At 36.8% G+C, this 17384-nt stretch carries 13 protein-coding genes and 1 pseudogene; 10 read left to right on the forward strand and 4 right to left on the reverse strand.

What is annotated here, in order from left to right; translation table 11 throughout:
• Positions 1 to 112: 112 nt before the first annotated feature.
• From lpxD to IPK35_11185, 4 genes are read left to right on the forward strand one after another with little or no spacing between them, the layout of a single operon-like run.
• The gene (lpxD, locus tag IPK35_11170; protein ID MBK8053801.1) at positions 113 to 1153 is read left to right on the forward strand and encodes a UDP-3-O-(3-hydroxymyristoyl)glucosamine N-acyltransferase; all 1041 of its coding nucleotides are present in this window, start codon (positions 113 to 115) and stop codon (positions 1151 to 1153) included.
• Between the two features lie 19 nt (positions 1154 to 1172).
• Positions 1173 to 2573 carry a bifunctional UDP-3-O-[3-hydroxymyristoyl] N-acetylglucosamine deacetylase/3-hydroxyacyl-ACP dehydratase gene (locus tag IPK35_11175; protein MBK8053802.1) on the forward strand — a complete coding sequence of 467 codons (1401 nt, stop codon included), beginning with the start codon at positions 1173 to 1175 and terminating at the stop codon, positions 2571 to 2573.
• Positions 2563 to 3342: an acyl-ACP--UDP-N-acetylglucosamine O-acyltransferase gene (lpxA, locus tag IPK35_11180; protein ID MBK8053803.1), complete on the forward strand. Its 780-nt coding sequence runs from the start codon at positions 2563 to 2565 to the stop codon at positions 3340 to 3342. Before IPK35_11175 ends, lpxA begins: the two co-directional genes overlap by 11 nt.
• Positions 3342 to 3959, forward strand: coding sequence for an ABC transporter ATP-binding protein (locus IPK35_11185; protein ID MBK8053804.1), 618 nt, complete (start codon positions 3342 to 3344; stop codon positions 3957 to 3959). The genes lpxA and IPK35_11185 overlap by 1 nt, the downstream gene beginning before the upstream one ends.
• Positions 3960 to 4005: 46 nt before the next feature.
• Here IPK35_11185 and IPK35_11190 read toward each other — a convergent pair whose 3' ends face one another.
• The 3 genes from IPK35_11190 to IPK35_11200 form a co-directional block, all read right to left on the reverse strand.
• Positions 4006 to 4470 (reverse strand): DUF1573 domain-containing protein, encoded by a 465-nt coding sequence (locus IPK35_11190; GenBank protein MBK8053805.1) that lies wholly within the window; start codon positions 4468 to 4470, stop codon positions 4006 to 4008.
• Between the two features lie 280 nt (positions 4471 to 4750).
• Complete coding sequence (locus IPK35_11195; protein MBK8053806.1) at positions 4751 to 5473, reverse strand: polyprenol monophosphomannose synthase; 723 nt, start codon at positions 5471 to 5473, stop codon at positions 4751 to 4753.
• Positions 5474 to 5692: 219 nt separating this feature from the next.
• Positions 5693 to 8092: a transketolase gene (locus IPK35_11200; GenBank protein MBK8053807.1), complete on the reverse strand. Its 2400-nt coding sequence runs from the start codon at positions 8090 to 8092 to the stop codon at positions 5693 to 5695.
• Positions 8093 to 8387: 295 nt separating this feature from the next.
• Here IPK35_11200 and uvrB point away from each other — a divergent pair, with 295 nt between their 5' ends.
• The 4 genes and pseudogenes from uvrB to IPK35_11220 all read left to right on the forward strand — a co-directional run bounded on the left by uvrB (position 8388) and on the right by IPK35_11220 (position 15278).
• Positions 8388 to 10409 (forward strand): excinuclease ABC subunit UvrB, encoded by a 2022-nt coding sequence (gene uvrB, locus IPK35_11205; protein ID MBK8053808.1) that lies wholly within the window; start codon positions 8388 to 8390, stop codon positions 10407 to 10409.
• Between the two features lie 289 nt (positions 10410 to 10698).
• Positions 10699 to 11672 (forward strand): annotated as a pseudogene (locus IPK35_11210) (ribonucleotide-diphosphate reductase subunit beta).
• 282 nt (positions 11673 to 11954) lie between these two features.
• Positions 11955 to 13610, forward strand: a complete 1656-nt coding sequence (locus IPK35_11215) for a ribonucleoside-diphosphate reductase subunit alpha (GenBank protein MBK8053809.1) — start codon at positions 11955 to 11957, stop codon at positions 13608 to 13610.
• Between the two features lie 681 nt (positions 13611 to 14291).
• Positions 14292 to 15278: a pyruvate dehydrogenase complex E1 component subunit beta gene (locus tag IPK35_11220; protein ID MBK8053810.1), complete on the forward strand. Its 987-nt coding sequence runs from the start codon at positions 14292 to 14294 to the stop codon at positions 15276 to 15278.
• Here the strand turns inward: IPK35_11220 and IPK35_11225 are convergent.
• Positions 15275 to 15976: an RluA family pseudouridine synthase gene (locus tag IPK35_11225; GenBank protein ID MBK8053811.1), complete on the reverse strand. Its 702-nt coding sequence runs from the start codon at positions 15974 to 15976 to the stop codon at positions 15275 to 15277. The two genes, IPK35_11220 and IPK35_11225, sit on opposite strands and share 4 nt — an antisense overlap.
• Positions 15977 to 16320: 344 nt before the next feature.
• On the opposite strand from IPK35_11225, the gene IPK35_11230 reads away from it, so the two are divergent.
• Entirely contained in the window at positions 16321 to 16770 is a 450-nt protein-coding gene (locus IPK35_11230; GenBank protein MBK8053812.1) for a hypothetical protein, read from the forward strand.
• A 42-nt stretch (positions 16771 to 16812) separates the two neighbouring features.
• Entirely contained in the window at positions 16813 to 17367 is a 555-nt protein-coding gene (locus IPK35_11235) for a histidine kinase (protein ID MBK8053813.1), read from the forward strand.
• Positions 17368 to 17384 lie beyond the last annotated feature (17 nt).

Consider the following 17384-nt stretch of genomic DNA (forward strand, 5'->3'; position numbering starts at 1 on the left):
ATTTATTTTGAAAAAGCAAATATAGTAGTTAAATGGAATTTGTTGGTATATAAATTTCAATTCTTCATAGAAATTTGACTCAATGAATCAAGTTTTCTTTTAACTTTGCACGATGGAGTATTCAGCAGTTCAAATTGCAAGTTGGGTTGATGGTGAGATTGAAGGAGATGCATCAGTTTCAATATTTAGCCCTTCCAAAATAGAAGATGCGAATAAGGGAACTATTACTTTTTTAGGAAATAAAAAGTATACTGAATATATCTACAATACTTCCGCTTCCATAGTACTCGTCGATAAAGCATTTGTGGCTGAAAAAACAATAAAACCTACATTGATAAGAGTTGATAATGTATATGCTTCACTTGCTATTTTGATGGAAAAATTTAATTCTTCCATGTCGATTCATAAGGGTATTTCCAATTTGGCGTCAATTGCTTCTGGTGCAATGATAGGAGAAGATACCTGTATTGATGACTTTGTAATAGTCAAGCCTTATGTTAAAATTGGAAAAAATACAAAGATTTTTGGCCAGGTTTTTATCGGAGATGGTGCGGAGATTGGTGATAATGTAGTATTGTATCCGGGTGTAAAGATATATCATAATTGTATTGTTGGAAATAACTGTATCATCCATGCCAATGTTGTAATAGGAAGTGATGGCTTTGGTTTTGCCAGAAATGATACCGGTGGATTTGAAAAAATTCCACAAACCGGCAATGTAATACTGGAAGACAATGTTGAAATTGGTAGCAATACAGTGATTGACCGCGCATCAATAGGTTCGACCATAATAAAAAAAGGGGCAAAACTAGATAATCTTATCCAGGTGGCACATAATGTGACAGTGGGTCATCATACGGTAATAGCTGCCCAGACAGGGATTTCTGGAAGTACACAGATAGGTGACGGATGTATGATAGGAGGCCAGGCGGGACTGGCCGGGCATATAAAAATTGCTGAAGGTACTTTGATCCAGGCTCAATCAGGAGTAGCATCATCCACTGAAAAAGGCGCAAAACTATATGGTTCTCCTGCCTTAGATTATCAAAACTATCTAAAATCATATGCTTATTTCAAAAGACTACCTGAAATAATTCAACAACTCAGAGAAATTCAAACTAAAGTTGATGTATTGACACAAAAAAACCAATGAGTATAATTTTTCGCAGGTTATGAGATACAAAAATATCCTTAAAAAAGCAATTAAATTTTCAGGCATAGGACTGCATACGGGAAAGCTTACAGATGTAACAGTATCTCCTTCAGATATTGGCACAGGCATCAGATTTATAAGAATAGATCTGGATGAACAGGTTGAGATAAGTGCCGATGTTGCTCACGTCAGCACCACCAACAGAGGTACAACATTAATATCAGGTCAAACCACAGTATCTACAATTGAACACTTACTGTCAGCACTGAGTGGTTGTGATATCGAAGATGCAACAATTGAAATTAATGGTCCTGAAGTCCCCATTCTTGATGGATCAGCTATTCAGTATATCAATGCATTAACACAAGAAGGTGTTTTAGAAAAGACTGAGAGTACCAAAGAAGTCTTTATCATAGATGAGTCTTTTACTTTTAAAGATGATGAAACAGGAGCAGAGTATGAAGTTTTCCCATCTGATGATTTGGAACTGACAGTCATACTGGATTTCGATGATGATACTTTAGGCCCTCTGGTAGCAAAACTTAAAGGAAAAAAGGAATTCCAAACTCAAATTGCAAATTCAAGAACTTTCGCCTTTTTGTCTGAAATAGAGCCGTTATTTGATGCAGGTCTCATCAAAGGTGGAGATATTGAAAATGCGCTGGTCATTATTGACAAAAATCTTACAGATAGTGAGATGAAATCATTACTGAAAAAACTTGATAAACCTGATGTTTCCATACAAAATGGTGTCATATCAAGTACTCCGATGCGTCATAAGAATGAACCAGCCAGACATAAACTGCTTGATTTACTGGGAGACCTTGCATTGGTGGGTCGAGATATTCAGGCAAAAATTATTGCAACAAAACCAGGGCACACGTCCAATGTAAAATTAGCCAGATTACTAAAATCCAAATATATAGAATATCGTAAAAATGCCGGCAGACCTATATATGATCCCAATAAAGAGCCGGTGATGGACACAGAGACAGTTAAGGGAATGCTGCCTCATCGGTACCCTTTTTTATTAGTGGACAAAGTCATAGAATTGTCTCAAAACCACATCGTAGGTTTGAAAAATGTTACTTTTAATGAGGGTTTCTTTCAAGGACATTTTCCGGGCAATCCTATATTTCCGGGTGTTCTGCAGATGGAAGCACTGGCTCAGACAGGAGGTTTGCTTGCTTTATCTCTGATGGAAGAAAAAGGAGTTTATGATACTTATTTTCTCAAAATGGATAATGTAAAATTTAAAGCAAAAGTAGTGCCCGGAGATACGCTGATCCTTAAAATGGAACTCATGGCACCTATGCGAAGAGGGATTGTCCAGATGATGGGGACGGCATACGTTGGTAAAAGATTGGTTTCAGAAGGAGAACTGACCGCTCAAATAATAAAAAGACATAATGATCAGTAATTTAAGTTATATTCACCCTTCTGCCAAGTTGGGCAAAAATGTTGAAGTAGAACCCTTTGCATTTATTGGTCCTAATGTGGAGATTGGCGAAGATACGTGGGTCGGCCCGCACAGCACAGTTTTTGAAGGTTCTTTCATTGGAAAAAATTGTAAGATTTTTCCAGGTGCAGTAGTGGGAGCGATACCGCAGGATTTAAAATTTCGCGGAGAAAACTCAACTTTAGTTATTGAAGACAATGTCACAGTAAGAGAATGCTGCACTCTCAACAGGGGGACAGAAGCTAGTATGTCTACCAGAATAGGGAAGGGCTCCCTACTGATGGCTTACGTCCATATTGCGCATGATTGTATAGTGGGCAAAAATTGTATTCTTGCTAATAACGTAAATCTTGCAGGTCATATTGAAATCGGGGATTTTGTAATAGTAGGAGGAGTGAGTGCTGTTCATCAGTTTGTAAAAATTGGTAATCATGCTATGATCGGAGGAGGATCTTTGGTAAGAAAAGATGTGCCACCATATGTGAAAGCTGCACGTGAACCACTTAGTTACGTTGGAGTCAACTCCATCGGACTAAAAAGAAGAGGTTTTACAACGGAACAGATCAATCATATTCAGGATATTTACAGAATTTTATTTGTAAAAGGACATAACGTCAAAAAAGCTATTGATATCATTGATGCTACGATTCCTGAAACAAATGAAAAAGAATATATATTGCAGTTTTTGGGGCAAGCCGATCGTGGGCTGATGAAAGGATTCAAACAATAATGGATAACATAACCGCTTCAAATGTATCCAAAAGATATGGTTTTCAGTGGATCATAAAGGATTTTAATGCAGTTTTTAATCAGGGTAAGGTTTATGGTATTGCAGGCAAAAATGGAAGTGGAAAATCTACACTCATAAAAATTCTTTCAGGATATCTTACGCCTTCCAAAGGAAATGTTTCATACCATATCAGTGATAAGAAAATAGTACAAGATCAGGCATATGTTCATATCACACTTGCTGCGCCTTACACTGATTTGATCAATGAATACACGTTGAAAGAGATGTTTTTATTCCATCAGAAATTTAAACCATTGAAAGAAAACTTTTCATTAGCAAGATTTGAAGAGGAAATCCAATTGTCCGGGCAAAAAGACAAATTGCTTGGTCATTTTTCTTCGGGAATGAAACAAAAAATACAGTTGGCATTGTCAGTGTTTTCTGATACATCAATACTATTACTGGATGAACCTACTTCTTTTCTTGATGCAAACGCAAAAAAATGGTTTCTGGAAATTTTAACCAAAAACAAAATGGATAGAATTGTTATCATCGCATCCAATGACCAGTATGACCTGAATTTATGCGACGAAATTATTGAGATCAATAACGAATAAAATTTGAAGGCATAGATTTACTCAGTTAATGCCTTTGAGTTATACATTATTTGACAAACTCGTACTCAAATTTAAGTATCTTTAATATACGCTGACCGGTTTTGGTGTTTATATTTTTTAAGTACAAATCAACATCTGTACTCTTCTCATTGCCTTCTTTTTTGGCACTATCAAAAATTACATTTATTGTGGCTTTTTTGCCCGGTAAAATTTTTCCGACAGGATAATCCAAAGTTGTACAATCACATCCCGAAACGATGTCGATTTCAATAATATCTGAACCTGTATTGGTGAAAACATAATCAAACTTCTTAATATCACCTTTTTTTAGCTTGCCGAGTTTTATATTTTCATTATCAAATGTCATATGCACTCCTTTTATTTGGATAGGTGCTTTAGTGCCTTGGGTGGTGGCAGTTTGTTTCTTGATAGCAGGTTTTGCAGTCTGCGCGGAACCAACGTAAGACATAAAAACTATAAGTGTAAAAAAGAAATATTTTATGGTTTTCATAATGCTATTTTATTTTAATTATTTTAATAGACGGTGCAAAAATGTGAAATGTTACTTATATATTGTCTTATAGTTTTGTTAAAATTTAATTTTACCCTTTTAAGAGTATACATAAACATATTCTTAGAGTATGTTTAAAATTTTTCTTAGTTGTAAATCAAGAGATTATGGTTCTGGCGATAAAATAATTAACGAATTTAGTGAGCTAAATGAGGCGATTATTTTGAAGTCAGGTTCATAAAATATTGATTTTAAGGCAATAAAAAATTTAAAGATACTCTTAATCGTAATACCCATTCATCTTTCTCCACCTCATTTTAAGTACTCCTTTGATGGCTTCAGACACAATATTGGCGTGCATTTTTGATTTTCCTTTCTCCCTGTCAATAAATGTAATTGGTACTTCTTTTAAAGTAAAGCCTTTGTTCCAGGAGTAAAACTTCATCTCTATCTGAAATGTATAACCTATAAATTTGATTTTGTCGAGATCAAGGCTTGCTAAAACATGATTTTTGTAACAGATAAAACCTGCAGTGGGATCATGCACGGGCATCCATGTCACAGACCTTACATACAAAGATGCAGCGTATGATAATGCTATTCGTTCTTTTGACCAGTTTTTGATATCCCCTCCTTTTACATATCGGCTTCCTATAGCTATATCAGCACCGGATTTGCAGCAATCCAACAGCCTGTTTAAGTCCTTTGGATTATGACTGAAATCAGCATCCATTTCAAATATATAATCAAAACCATGTGATAGTCCGTACCTGAATCCTGCTATGTAGGCGGTACCCAAACCAAGTTTGCCTTCCCTTTGAATTAAATGCACTCTTGGATTTTTATCTAACATGGATTTTACAACTTCTCCAGTTCCATCAGGGGAATTGTCATCTACAATTAAAACAGAAAAATCATCAGATTGACTCAATACAGCATCAATGACGGCATGAATATTTTCAATTTCATTATAAGTAGGGATGATAACCAGGCAACTTTCCAATTGTATAGAATTCAATGATTTTTATAATTCGTGCTACTCTTAATTACTTATACGAAAAAACACATAAAAAATTTTGCAAATATGATAATAAAGAATGATAAATTTACTTTTGACTTATTAAAAATAAAATAAGGCGAATAAAGGAGTTATTGCACTTTATTAATAGAATCACTATATATAATTGATATACAGTTTTTTAGTACATAGAATAAAATTATTTTACGGACGAACCTCCTGAATCATATCATGAATGATCTCTACAACATCTTCAGGATTTGGCTTTGAGAAGTAATCGCCATCGGTTCCATATGGTGTCCTGTGTGGCGCTGCTGTGATGGTTACTGGTTTTGAATCAAGATATTTATATCCGTTCCATTTTTCCAGAACTTCTCTCATCATAAATGCAGTAGCCCCACCTGGTATGTCTTCGTCTAAGAAAACCACCCGATTCGTTTTTTTGATAGAATCCAAAATAATTCCTTCCAGATCAAAAGGCATTAAGGTCTGTATATCAATTAGTTCCACTGAGATGTTTAATGTTTTGAGTATATCGATGGCTTTTTCAGCTACCCTGACGCAAGACCCATAAGTAACTAAGGTGATATCAGTGCCTTTTAGTAAGACTTCCGGTTTGCCTAAGGGTATTGTAAATTCAAGTAAATTTTCAGGCATTTTTTCTTTGAGTCTGTATCCGTTCAGGCATTCCACCACTATTCCGGGATCATCTGATTTCAAAAGTGTGTTATAAAATCCTACAGCTTGTACCATATTTCTCGGGACACATAGATAGATCCCTTGCATCGATGTCAGTATCATCCCCATAGGTGAACCGGCATGCCATATACCTTCCAATCTATGACCTCTGGTACGAACTATGGCAGGAGCTCTTTGTATTCCGGCCGTTCTGTATCTCAAAGTAGCCAGATCATCCGTCAAAACTGAAAATGCATATGCCATATAATCCACATACTGAATTTCTGCTATTGGCCGTAACCCACGCATAGCACCTCCCACAGCTTGCCCCATGATAGACCACTCTCTTATACCCGTATCAAACACTCTTTCGGTTCCATGTTTGTTTTGAAGACCTGCAAATCCCTGATTAACGTCCCCTATATGACCAACATCTTCTCCAAATGCTACGATATTGGGTTTGAATTCCAATAACTGATCAAAATATGAATTTAAAATCTGAAAACCATTAACTAATTTTGGTTCTATTCCAAATTTTGGAGATATCTGTGCTACTTCTAAAGCTGAATATTTGGTGTCACTGTACAAATGTGTGTTATATCTTTCAGCACCGATGGTTCTTCCCTTTGATACAAAATTGTCCAGCGATTCATTCCTGTAATTCCCAAATCTCTTTAACTGAAATTGCAGCTTTCTTCCATTGGCTACCAGATCAGAATAGGCAGGATATGACATATTTTTAATCTCATTTTCTAGAGTCTTTATAGATTCTGTTTTCAGATTTTCGGGAATAGATCTCCATATTTCAGAATAAAAATCATGTTGCAGTTTTAAATCTGTTGAATAGTTGTTCCATGCCGTTTCCTTTGATGTTTTGGCGTATTCAGCGGCCTGGATTTTCAATGCGGCTATTTCTTCTTCACTAGCAATACCATTTATTAGTATCCATTCTTCCATTTTTTTGATGCAATCATGTTCTTTTTCCCACATCAGCCTCGAAGGTGTTTTATATCTTTCGTGGGAACCACTGGTAGAGTGTCCTTGTGGCTGAGTCAGTTCCTGAACATGAATCAAAGCAGGCATATGTTTTTCTCTTACTTTCATGGCCACTTTTTCGAATACAGCACAAAGTTCGGCATAATCCCATCCTTTTACGGTGTAGATCATTATTCCATTCCCATTACCATCTGGCAGAAAACCCTCAAGGGCTTTCGATATGGAGCCTTTGGTAGTCTGCATCTCTACTGGTACACTGATACCATATCCATCATCCCACACAGCAACTAACAGAGGTACTCTCATGACGGCAGCAGCGTTCATAGTTTCCCAAAATATGCCTTCAGAAGTTGAGCTGTCTCCGATGGTGACAAAGCTTACTTCATTGCCATGATCGGAAAAATTTTTATGTGAAGGAATATCTAACTTTCTGTATTTCTTGGAAGCCATTGCGAGCCCTAAAGCTCTTGCCATCTGGCCGGCCGTACAGGAAATGTCGGAAGAAACATTATATGACTGGGTGTGATCAAGCCACTCTCCATCAGCATCGACCAATGGCGTGGAATAGTGATTGTTCATTTGTCTACCACCAGAAAAGGGATCTCTTTCTGTATCCGCATATAATTGTGCAAAGTATTGCTCCACAGTACTGATCCCCAAGGCAAACATAAATGTTTGATCTCTATAATAACCTGAGCGCCAATCACCTTTGCGGAAAGCTCTGGCCATTGCTACTTGAGGTACTTCCTTGCCGTCACCATAAATTCCAAACTTACCTCTACCATTCAACACTTCTTTTCTGCCTATCAGGCTGGCTTCGCGACTCACCTGACATAACCAGAAGTCATGCAAAACATTCTCTTTGAAAAATTCTTCATTTTGCAGAGTGCCCTGATCATTTGCTATTGATAAATTTTCATAAGGTTTCATATGTCTGTTGATAGATAAATGGTGATCAAATCATTGCAAAGGTAATTGTTTTTATTCACATTTCATTATAAAATATAATTTTGAATTGTGTTTTTTTTAAAGAAAATATAACACATTATTTGGGATTTCAGATTCATTCATAATATAATATTGATATTTTGATAATTTTATGATGCATCGTCATGTTTTTTTGATTAAGAATGAAAAACAATACCTATTACCCTAAACTAACTCAATGCATTCCAGTCTGATTACTACAATTATCCTTAGATTTGCATCATATTTTTACTTTTTCATCTTTATGGCATTTAATATAACGTCACACTATCAACCAACAGGAGATCAGCCTAAAGCTATCCAGCAACTTACTGAGGGCATCAGAAATGGTGAAAAATTTCAGGTTCTGTTGGGTGTAACAGGATCAGGTAAGACATTTACGATGGCTAATGTTATTGCAAATTTTGACAAACCCGTGTTGGTTTTGACACACAATAAGACTTTAACAGCCCAATTATATGCCGAACTGTGTGAATTTTTTCCTGATAATGCAGTCGAGTATTTTGTATCCTATTATGATTATTATCAGCCCGAGGCTTATTTGACGCATTCAGATACTTATATCGAAAAGGATTTACAAATCAATGATCAGATTGATAAATTGCGACTGAGAGCGACATCTTCATTATTATCCGGACGTAGAGATGTAATTATAGTGTCGTCAGTTTCCTGCATATATGGCATGGGTAATCCTGAAGACTATAAAACCGGGATCATCAGGATTGCAACCGGTCAAAAAATAAGCAGGAATGCTTTTTTATACAATTTAGTTCAAAGTCTATATTCAAGAACTGAAACAGAATTTAAAAGGGGAACATTCAGGGTGAAAGGGGATACTGTCGATATTCATCTGCCTTATGTTGATTATGGGTACAGAATCATTTTTTTTGGTGATGAAATAGAAGTTATTGAGCAATTGGAAATAGAAAGCGGGAAAAAGATTACTGCATTGAACCATGCTGCTATTTTTCCAGCTAATCTATACGTAGCACCCAAGGATAGATTGAATATGGTGATAAGAGATATTGAATATGAGCTTTACAATCATGAATTATTTTTCACAAATGAAGGTAGATATCTCGAAGCACAAAGAATAAAAGAAAGGGTTAATTTCGATCTTGAAATGATACGTGAATTAGGCTATTGTAACGGGATAGAAAATTATTCCCGATTTTTTGATGGGAGGAGGCAGGATACGAGGCCTTTCTGTCTTTTAGACTATTTTCCTGATGATTACCTTATGTTTATAGACGAAAGCCATCAAACGCTACCCCAGGTGAGAGGTATGTGGGGAGGCGACCGTGCACGAAAACTCAATTTAGTTAATTATGGATTCAGACTTCCTTCAGCATTGGACAACAGGCCTTTAAGTTTTGAAGAGTTTGAATCTGTCATCAGTCAGGTAGTTTATGTCAGCGCCACACCCGGTGATTTCGAACTGGAAAAGACAGAAGGTGTAGTAGTGGAACAAATTGTGCGACCTACCGGGCTATTGGATCCGCCAATAGAAGTAAGACCGAGCATCAACCAGATCGATGATTTGCTTGAGGAAATACATAAAAGAATTGAAGCTGATGAAAGAGTACTTGTCACAACACTTACTAAAAGAATGGCTGAAGAATTGACAAAATATCTCACTAAACTGAATATAAAAGTGAGATACGTTCATAGTGAGGTTGATACTATGGACAGAGTGGAAATTGTAAGGGACCTTAGGCTTGGCGAATTTGACGTCTTAGTAGGTGTAAATCTATTGAGAGAAGGCTTAGATCTTCCGGAGGTATCATTAGTTGCAGTTTTGGACGCTGACAAGGAAGGCTTTTTGAGAAATGCCCGCTCGCTTACCCAAACAGCAGGTAGAGCGGCCAGAAACAGTAATGGATTGGTGGTGTTTTATGCGGATAAAACCACTCAAAGTATGCAACTGACAATGGATGAAACAAACCGAAGGAGAGCCATACAGATTGCGTACAATCTCGAACATAATATTACACCTGCCACTATATTAAAAAGCAAAGAAGATATATTAAATCAAAAATCGATCCTGGATATAAGAGGTGTGAAGCCTAAGATTTATATCGAACCGGATGAGAAGTCAAATATTGCTGCAGATCCGGTGATCGCCTACATGAATAAAGATCAGCTTACAACATTGATTAATGAAACTGAATCAAGAATGAAAAAAGCTGCCAAAGACCTGGATTTTATCACCGCAGCACAACTCAGAGATGAGCTTCTGGCATTAAAAAAGAAATTGTAGGAAAGTATCTTGGCTGTAATACCAAGTCCATGTCATTCGAATAAATCGTATCTGTATAATAATCAATAACTTAAAATACTGTTAAAAAATATTTTACATTATTATTAAAAATTTCTTGCATATATTCATTCAGATATTGATCTTTGCAACTCGTATGATAAAAGTATAGATATGTATGATATTGTTTGACTTGTGACTATACAATTAATTATTACATATTATACTTTTTTGCATACGATAGCATTTTTATAAGGATGCATTTTATTTTTAGCATGAGAATCGGAATCCTATGAGCATTTTTGACAAACGTATCAATTACAAACCCTTCGAATACCCTGAAGTTTTAAAATTTACTTCAGCCATGAATAATACTTTTTGGGTACATTCAGAAGTTGATTTCACGGCAGATGTTCAGGATTTTCACTCACATCTTAATGATTCAGACAGACAAGCTGTTAAAAAAAGCCTGTTAGCTATAGCACAGATTGAAGTGGCTGTAAAGACATTTTGGGGCAACTTATACCTGCATTTCCCCAAACCGGAGTTTAATGGTTTAGGAAGCACTTTTGCTGAATGTGAATTCAGGCATTCGGAGGCATACTCCAGACTTTTGGAGGTCTTGGGTTATAATGATGAATTTGAAAAGCTCTTAGAAATACCAGTCATCAAAAAGAGAATTGATTATCTGTCATCTGTATTATCAAAAAGCAAGTCTGAAGACAGGAAAGAATATATATTATCTTTAGTGCTATTTACTATATTGATTGAAAATGTTTCTCTTTTCAGTCAGTTTGGTATCATTTTGTCATTTACAAGGTTCAGAGGAGCTTTAAAAAATGTAAGTAATATCATTGCCTGGACTTCAGTAGATGAACAATTGCATGCTAATGCGGGTATATATCTGATCAACGTCATCAGAGAGGAGCTTCCTGAAATATTTGATGAGGATACACAAAATAAAATATATCAGGTTGTTAAAGAGTCTATCGAAATTGAAGCAGAAATTTTAGATTGGATATTCTCTGATGGAGAAATTAAAAACATCAACAAAAAGGATTTGCTCAATTTTATGAAATTTAGGGTGGATGAAAGCCTTGAAAGAATAGGCATGAAAAAAGTATTCCACGTTTCAGATGAAGAGTATAAACCTATGATGTGGTTTGAAGAAGAAGTTTTTGCTAATAGCCTTGATGATTTTTTTGCAAAAGACCTGTTGAATACACCAAACACGATAAGAGTATAACCGCGGATGATCTTTTTTAGAGCTTCCAAATAGTCTAAAAAGGTAAATGGGGGTCATTACAAATGAATTTTATTCCTGTTCCGATTTTTTTATATTGAATAACATAAAACCTAAAAATCTAAAATGAATTTCCTATTCCAGACCAAAATTACTTCAAAATAAGGCTCTGCGTTCATTTTTGACTTCGCACCATAGCGATGCTATGATTTGTCGTCAAAAATGCTTTTTTTATTGTACTTTTGATCTTCATGACGGAACCCAATTTAGATATTTAGGTATAATTATCTCACTGCTAATACTTAATGTATATGGAAGACAGACTCTGGTGGGTAAATGACGAGAGCGAACAGGTATTGAATAGAGGGTATCTCCTCAAAGGAGAAACTATAGAAGGAGCTATAGACAGGATTACAACTGCCGCATCTCAAAGGCTTTACAAACCCGAATTGAAGCCCGCATTTACCGAAATGATAGAAAGAGGATGGATGAGTCTAAGTTCACCTATTTGGGCCAATATGGGCACTGAAAGAGGTTTGCCGATTTCATGCTTCAATGTACATGTCCCGGATTCTGTTGAAGGCATCACCCACAAGCTGGGCGAAGTGATCATGCAGACCAAGATTGGAGGAGGCACTTCAGGTTATTTCGGGGAGTTGCGCGAACGAGGCAGTGCGGTATCAGACAATGGTAAGAGTTCAGGAGCTGTCAGCTTTATGAGATTGTTTGATACGGCCATGGACACCATTTCTCAAGGTGGAGTTAGGCGAGGTGCATTTGCGGCCTATCTTGATATAGATCACCCGGATATCGAAGAGTTTTTGACAATAAAAAGTATCGGTAGTCCCATTCAAAATTTGTTTAATGGGGTCTGTGTTCCTGATTACTGGATGCAGGAAATGATAGATGGAGACAGGAAAAAAAGAGAAATTTGGGCAAAGCTCTTAGAAAGCAGACAGCAAAAAGGACTGCCCTACATATTCTTTTCAGATAATGTCAACAGGAATAAACCTCAGGTGTACAAAGACCTGGAAATGACAATTCACGCCAGTAACCTGTGCTCAGACATTGCCCTACCATCCAGCGAATCAGAATCATTTATATGTTGTCTTTCGTCCATGAATCTGGAACTTTATGATGATTGGAAAGATACTGAGGCTGTAAAAATGGCTATTTACTTCTTAGATGCTGTTTTACAGGAATTTATAGCAAAAACAGAAGGTAATCACTATCTTGAAGCAGCCAATCGATTTGCAAAAAGGCATAGAGCATTAGGTCTTGGAGTGTTGGGTTGGCATTCATATCTTCAGAAAAATATGATACCTTTTGAAGGCTTGCAGGCTAAATTACTCACTACTACCATTTTTAAAGATATTCAGGAGAAAGCAGAGAAGGCATCGGCTGAGTTGGCCCGGATCTATGGAGAGCCTGAACTTCTGAAGGGTTATGGAAAAAGAAATACAACGCTTTTGGCCATAGCGCCGACTACCTCATCTTCATCTATATTGGGTCAAACATCGCCTGGCATAGAGCCATTCAGCAGCAACTACTATAAAGCAGGATTATCGAAAGGTAATTTTATGAGAAAGAATAAATATCTGAAACGATTACTTGCTGAAAAGGGTATCGATAATGAGGATACCTGGCGGGATATTATGCTCAATCATGGAAGTATTATGCATCTGCATGAGTTGACAGAAGAAGAAAAATCGGTTTTCAAAACTTTCAAAGAAATCAGCCAGTTGGAAATCATCCAGCAAGCCGGAATAAGACAGAAATACATTGATCAGGCCCAAAGTTTGAATCTTAATATACCTGCGAGTCTTCCCGTCAAGAGTGTCAATCAGCTCATTATTGATGCATGGAAGTTGGGTGTCAAAACCCTTTATTACCAGCGAAGTCAGAGTGTATCAAAAGAGTTAGTGGCCAATCTGGTCAATTGTGCCAGTTGTGAGTCGTAAGGGGTAATAGCTTCAAAAACGAAGCCTTCTATGTCTAAGCAGAGATTTCACAAAAAAATTAATCACTGTTGAAAATTATTTCAGGTACATTTGTAAGCAAAATAGTGCCCGGAACAATTTATAGCATTGCATAAAAAGTGAGACATCCGGGCACCGGCGTCCATGGGAATTTGGATCACTTAGCTGCTTTCATGGGGGTGATAGCAGAGAGATTACATAACGATACTATGTTGGATTGATAAGTATCTGCAATCGTCAGAAGTGATCTGCTTTGAAAAATTCAAAAAGTATGCCAATTCATATTATTGCCATCCAGGAATTTTAAAATAACCACAATTGCCAAAAAATGACCCAATCAAATTTGGTAATCAATTTAATCAATTACCATTTTTTAATTAAAATTGATCATTCTTGAATAAGAGTATGTTTAAAATTTTTCTTAGTTGTAAATCAAGAGATTATGGTTCTGGCTATAAAATAATCAACGCATTTAGCGAACTAAATAAGGCGATTATTTTGAAGCCAGGTTCATAATGCATTGATTTTAAGGCAATAAAAATTCAAACATACTCTAAGGTAAAAATATAAAAGAGGAAGATGTAGAACAGATTATTGCCATTTCTATTATAATTCATTATTTTTGCAAAGTTTTTTTATAAAATTGACAAAAAGAAATCAAAAATGCCAAGGATATTAACATTGAGGGACGCACTGGGAGAAGCCATGTCCGAAGAGATGAGGAGAGATGAAAATGTCTTTCTGATGGGCGAAGAAGTTGCCGAATATAATGGAGCTTACAAGGTCAGTAAGGGCATGCTTGAGGAGTTCGGAGCAAAAAGAGTGATAGATACTCCTATTGCAGAATTAGGATTTGCAGGGATCGGTGTAGGAGCAGCGATGAATGGCCTGCGACCCATTATTGAATTTATGACGTGGAATTTTGCCGTATTGGCATTCGATCAGATAGTCAATAATGCAGCCAAAACACTTTCACAATCTGCAGGACAATTCAAATGCCCCATCGTATTCAGAGGACCTTCCGGGTCGGCTGGACAGCTTGCTCAGCAGCATTCTCAGACATTTGAAAGCTGGATGGCAAATATACCGGGCGTTAAGGTTATCTCTTGTATTGACCCCGCTGATGCCAAAGGTTTGTTAAAATCAGCTATTCGTGATGATGATCCGGTATGTGTGATGGAGTCAGAATCATTTTATGGGTTGAAAGGTGAAGTTCCTGATGGCGACTATCTGGTACCAATAGGAAAGGCTGCTGTGAGAAGGGAAGGCACAGATGTTACTATAGTATCTTACAATAAAATGATGGAAGTAGTCAAAGATGCTGCCATCGAACTTGAAAAGCAGGGAATCTCTGCCGAAGTTATCGATTTACGTACCATCAGACCACTGGATCATAAAACTATTGTCGGGTCAGTCAAAAAAACCAACAGGCTTGTAGTGGTCGATGAAGCCTGGCCTTTTGCCGGAGTTTCTGCCGAAATAGCTTATGAAATTCAGAAGTACGCTTTTGACTACCTTGATGCACCTGTGACAAGAGTGAATTCTGCAGACACTTCTTTGCCTTATGCACCGACATTTCTGGATGAATACCTACCTACACCTGCCAAAGTGATCAGGGCAGTGAAGGAAGTGATGTACGTCAGAGGTTAATCAATAGTAAAAGTTCTCCATATTGCGAGGGATGGCGGATCGGCCTTAATGACAATCTTTTCATTTTTTACCGGGTGTATAAATGACATTTTGTAGCAATGCAATGCTATGGACTTATCATGCAGTGGATACTCTGCTCCATATTTTAAATCTCCAATGATAGGACTGCCAATTTTGCTCAGTTGTGTCCTTATCTGATGTGGTCTTCCTGTGATAGGATGCACTTCCAGGAGCACCTTGGCATCCAGTTCACCAACAAGGTGATATTCCAGTATGGCTTCTTTAGTTCCTGTCTTTTTTGATGCGTACGCTCGGGTGATATTTTTCTGTTCATCCTTTATCAAGTGATGTACCAGTGTGCCTGAAAATTCTTCAGGCCTAACTGCAACTATTGCCAGATAAGTCTTTTCCATGGTGTGTTCTCTGAGCATTTTGTTCATTCTCTCCAGAGCTTTGGATGTTCTGGCAAATATGACTACTCCACTTACAGGTCTGTCCAACCTGTGTATCACACCAAGAAATACATCTCCGGGTTTGCCATATCGGATTTTTATATACTCTTTGACTAAATCAGATAGGGTAGTGTCTCCTGTTTCGTCACCATGCACGAGTGCTCCGGCAGGTTTGTTGATGGCTATAAGATGGTTGTCTTCGTATATGACTGATAAGCCGTTGAGCTGAAATTTTTGTCTGTTCATAGTGCAAAGGTAAGTTTAAAGCGTATTATTTTGTATGATTTAATGATTTTAAAAGCAATGTCGTTTAGTTGATGTGTTTTTACTTGTTTTTACCCATCCCTGCATCAAAGAATAGAAATGAAGTATTCAGGATTCTGTATTGGTAAATGCATTTCAGTTCAAGTCACTATTTCCTATTTTCATAATAAAAACTAATAAAAACCAAAAAAAAGAAAACTCTGGACAGAAAAGGAAGCCCTTAATGGATGTTAATCTGCCTTCTGCTTAGCTTTGTCTAATAAATTTACATTAGATAAGGTCAGTTGTCTTATCTTTGTTGAAAGTATTTTATCAAATTGACTTTAATGGTGCCCATTATAAAGCAGGAAATAGTCAAATGGTCCAAAAAGAAGGCCTTTTACCACGTGGTCTTCTGGGTATCTCTATTTGTGGTCAATCTTGTGGCCAGTATCCCACAGATGGGTTTTGCACTTGCATTTTTGACTGACATTGTCAATGTAGGTTTTTTTGCTGTCATAGTATATTTCAACCTTTTGTATCTTTTCCCCTGGTACCTGAAACACAAAAATCTTTGGTATCATTTTTTATCACTGGCTTTAGCATCATTGTTATTGATGCCGATCAAGACTGTATTGTTTTTAGGGGCTACTACAGGATATCCGGTGGCGCAGTATTCATACTATTCCAATCAATTTTTTATCTTTGTATCTACATTTTTTGCAGGAGCCAGCGCCACTATTTATCAGATTACCAATGAATGGTTGGTGCAGCAAAGAGATAAAAAACACCTTTAAAGTCAGAATCTTCAGTCTGAACTAAGGTTTCTTAAATCTCAGATCAATCCGCATTTTCTTTTTAATACGCTTAACAGCTTGTATGCATTGACACTTAAAAAATCGGATCTGGCACCTGAGATCGTCCTAAAATTGTCTGAAATGATGAGGTATATGCTGTATGAATGCAATGAAAAAGAGGTGCCATTGAGTAAAGAGATCAACTATATGCAAAACTATCTCGAGCTTGAAAAGTTACGGCACGGAAATAAAATGCTGATAGACTTAAAGATAAATGGTGAAATCGAAGATCAAAAAATTGCTCCACTCATGCTGATTCCTTTTATCGAAAACTCTTTTAAACATGGATTGAGTACTCAGGTGTCTCAGGGATTTGTGAATCTTGAGATGATGGTGCAGCACAGTGATCTGCATATGACACTTGAAAATAGTAAAGCACCGTCAATGCCTAAAATCAACGGTAAAAGATCCGGCGGAATCGGTCTTGCCAATGTCAAAAGGCGTATGATGATCCTGTATCCTGAAAAACATTCGCTTTCCATCAGCGAAAGCCCGAATACCTATAAAATCGAATTAGATTTGCAACTTACAAATTAACCATCTAAATTTTATTA

It is taken from the genome of Saprospiraceae bacterium, from assembly GCA_016713025.1.
In the GTDB taxonomy this organism is placed as follows: domain Bacteria; phylum Bacteroidota; class Bacteroidia; order Chitinophagales; family Saprospiraceae; genus OLB9.

Coding starts and splice junctions, on each gene's coding strand:
- lpxD (MBK8053801.1), top strand. CDS start 113: ATGGAGTATTCAGCAGTTCAAATTGCAAGTTGGGTTGATGGTGAGATT.
- IPK35_11175 (MBK8053802.1), top strand. CDS start 1,173: ATGAGATACAAAAATATCCTTAAAAAAGCAATTAAATTTTCAGGCATA.
- lpxA (MBK8053803.1), top strand. CDS start 2,563: ATGATCAGTAATTTAAGTTATATTCACCCTTCTGCCAAGTTGGGCAAA.
- IPK35_11185 (MBK8053804.1), top strand. CDS start 3,342: ATGGATAACATAACCGCTTCAAATGTATCCAAAAGATATGGTTTTCAG.
- IPK35_11190 (MBK8053805.1), bottom strand. CDS start 4,470: ATGAAAACCATAAAATATTTCTTTTTTACACTTATAGTTTTTATGTCT.
- IPK35_11200 (MBK8053807.1), bottom strand. CDS start 8,092: ATGAAACCTTATGAAAATTTATCAATAGCAAATGATCAGGGCACTCTG.
- IPK35_11215 (MBK8053809.1), top strand. CDS start 11,955: ATGTATATGGAAGACAGACTCTGGTGGGTAAATGACGAGAGCGAACAG.
- IPK35_11220 (MBK8053810.1), top strand. CDS start 14,292: ATGCCAAGGATATTAACATTGAGGGACGCACTGGGAGAAGCCATGTCC.
- IPK35_11225 (MBK8053811.1), bottom strand. CDS start 15,976: ATGAACAGACAAAAATTTCAGCTCAACGGCTTATCAGTCATATACGAA.
- IPK35_11230 (MBK8053812.1), top strand. CDS start 16,321: ATGGTGCCCATTATAAAGCAGGAAATAGTCAAATGGTCCAAAAAGAAG.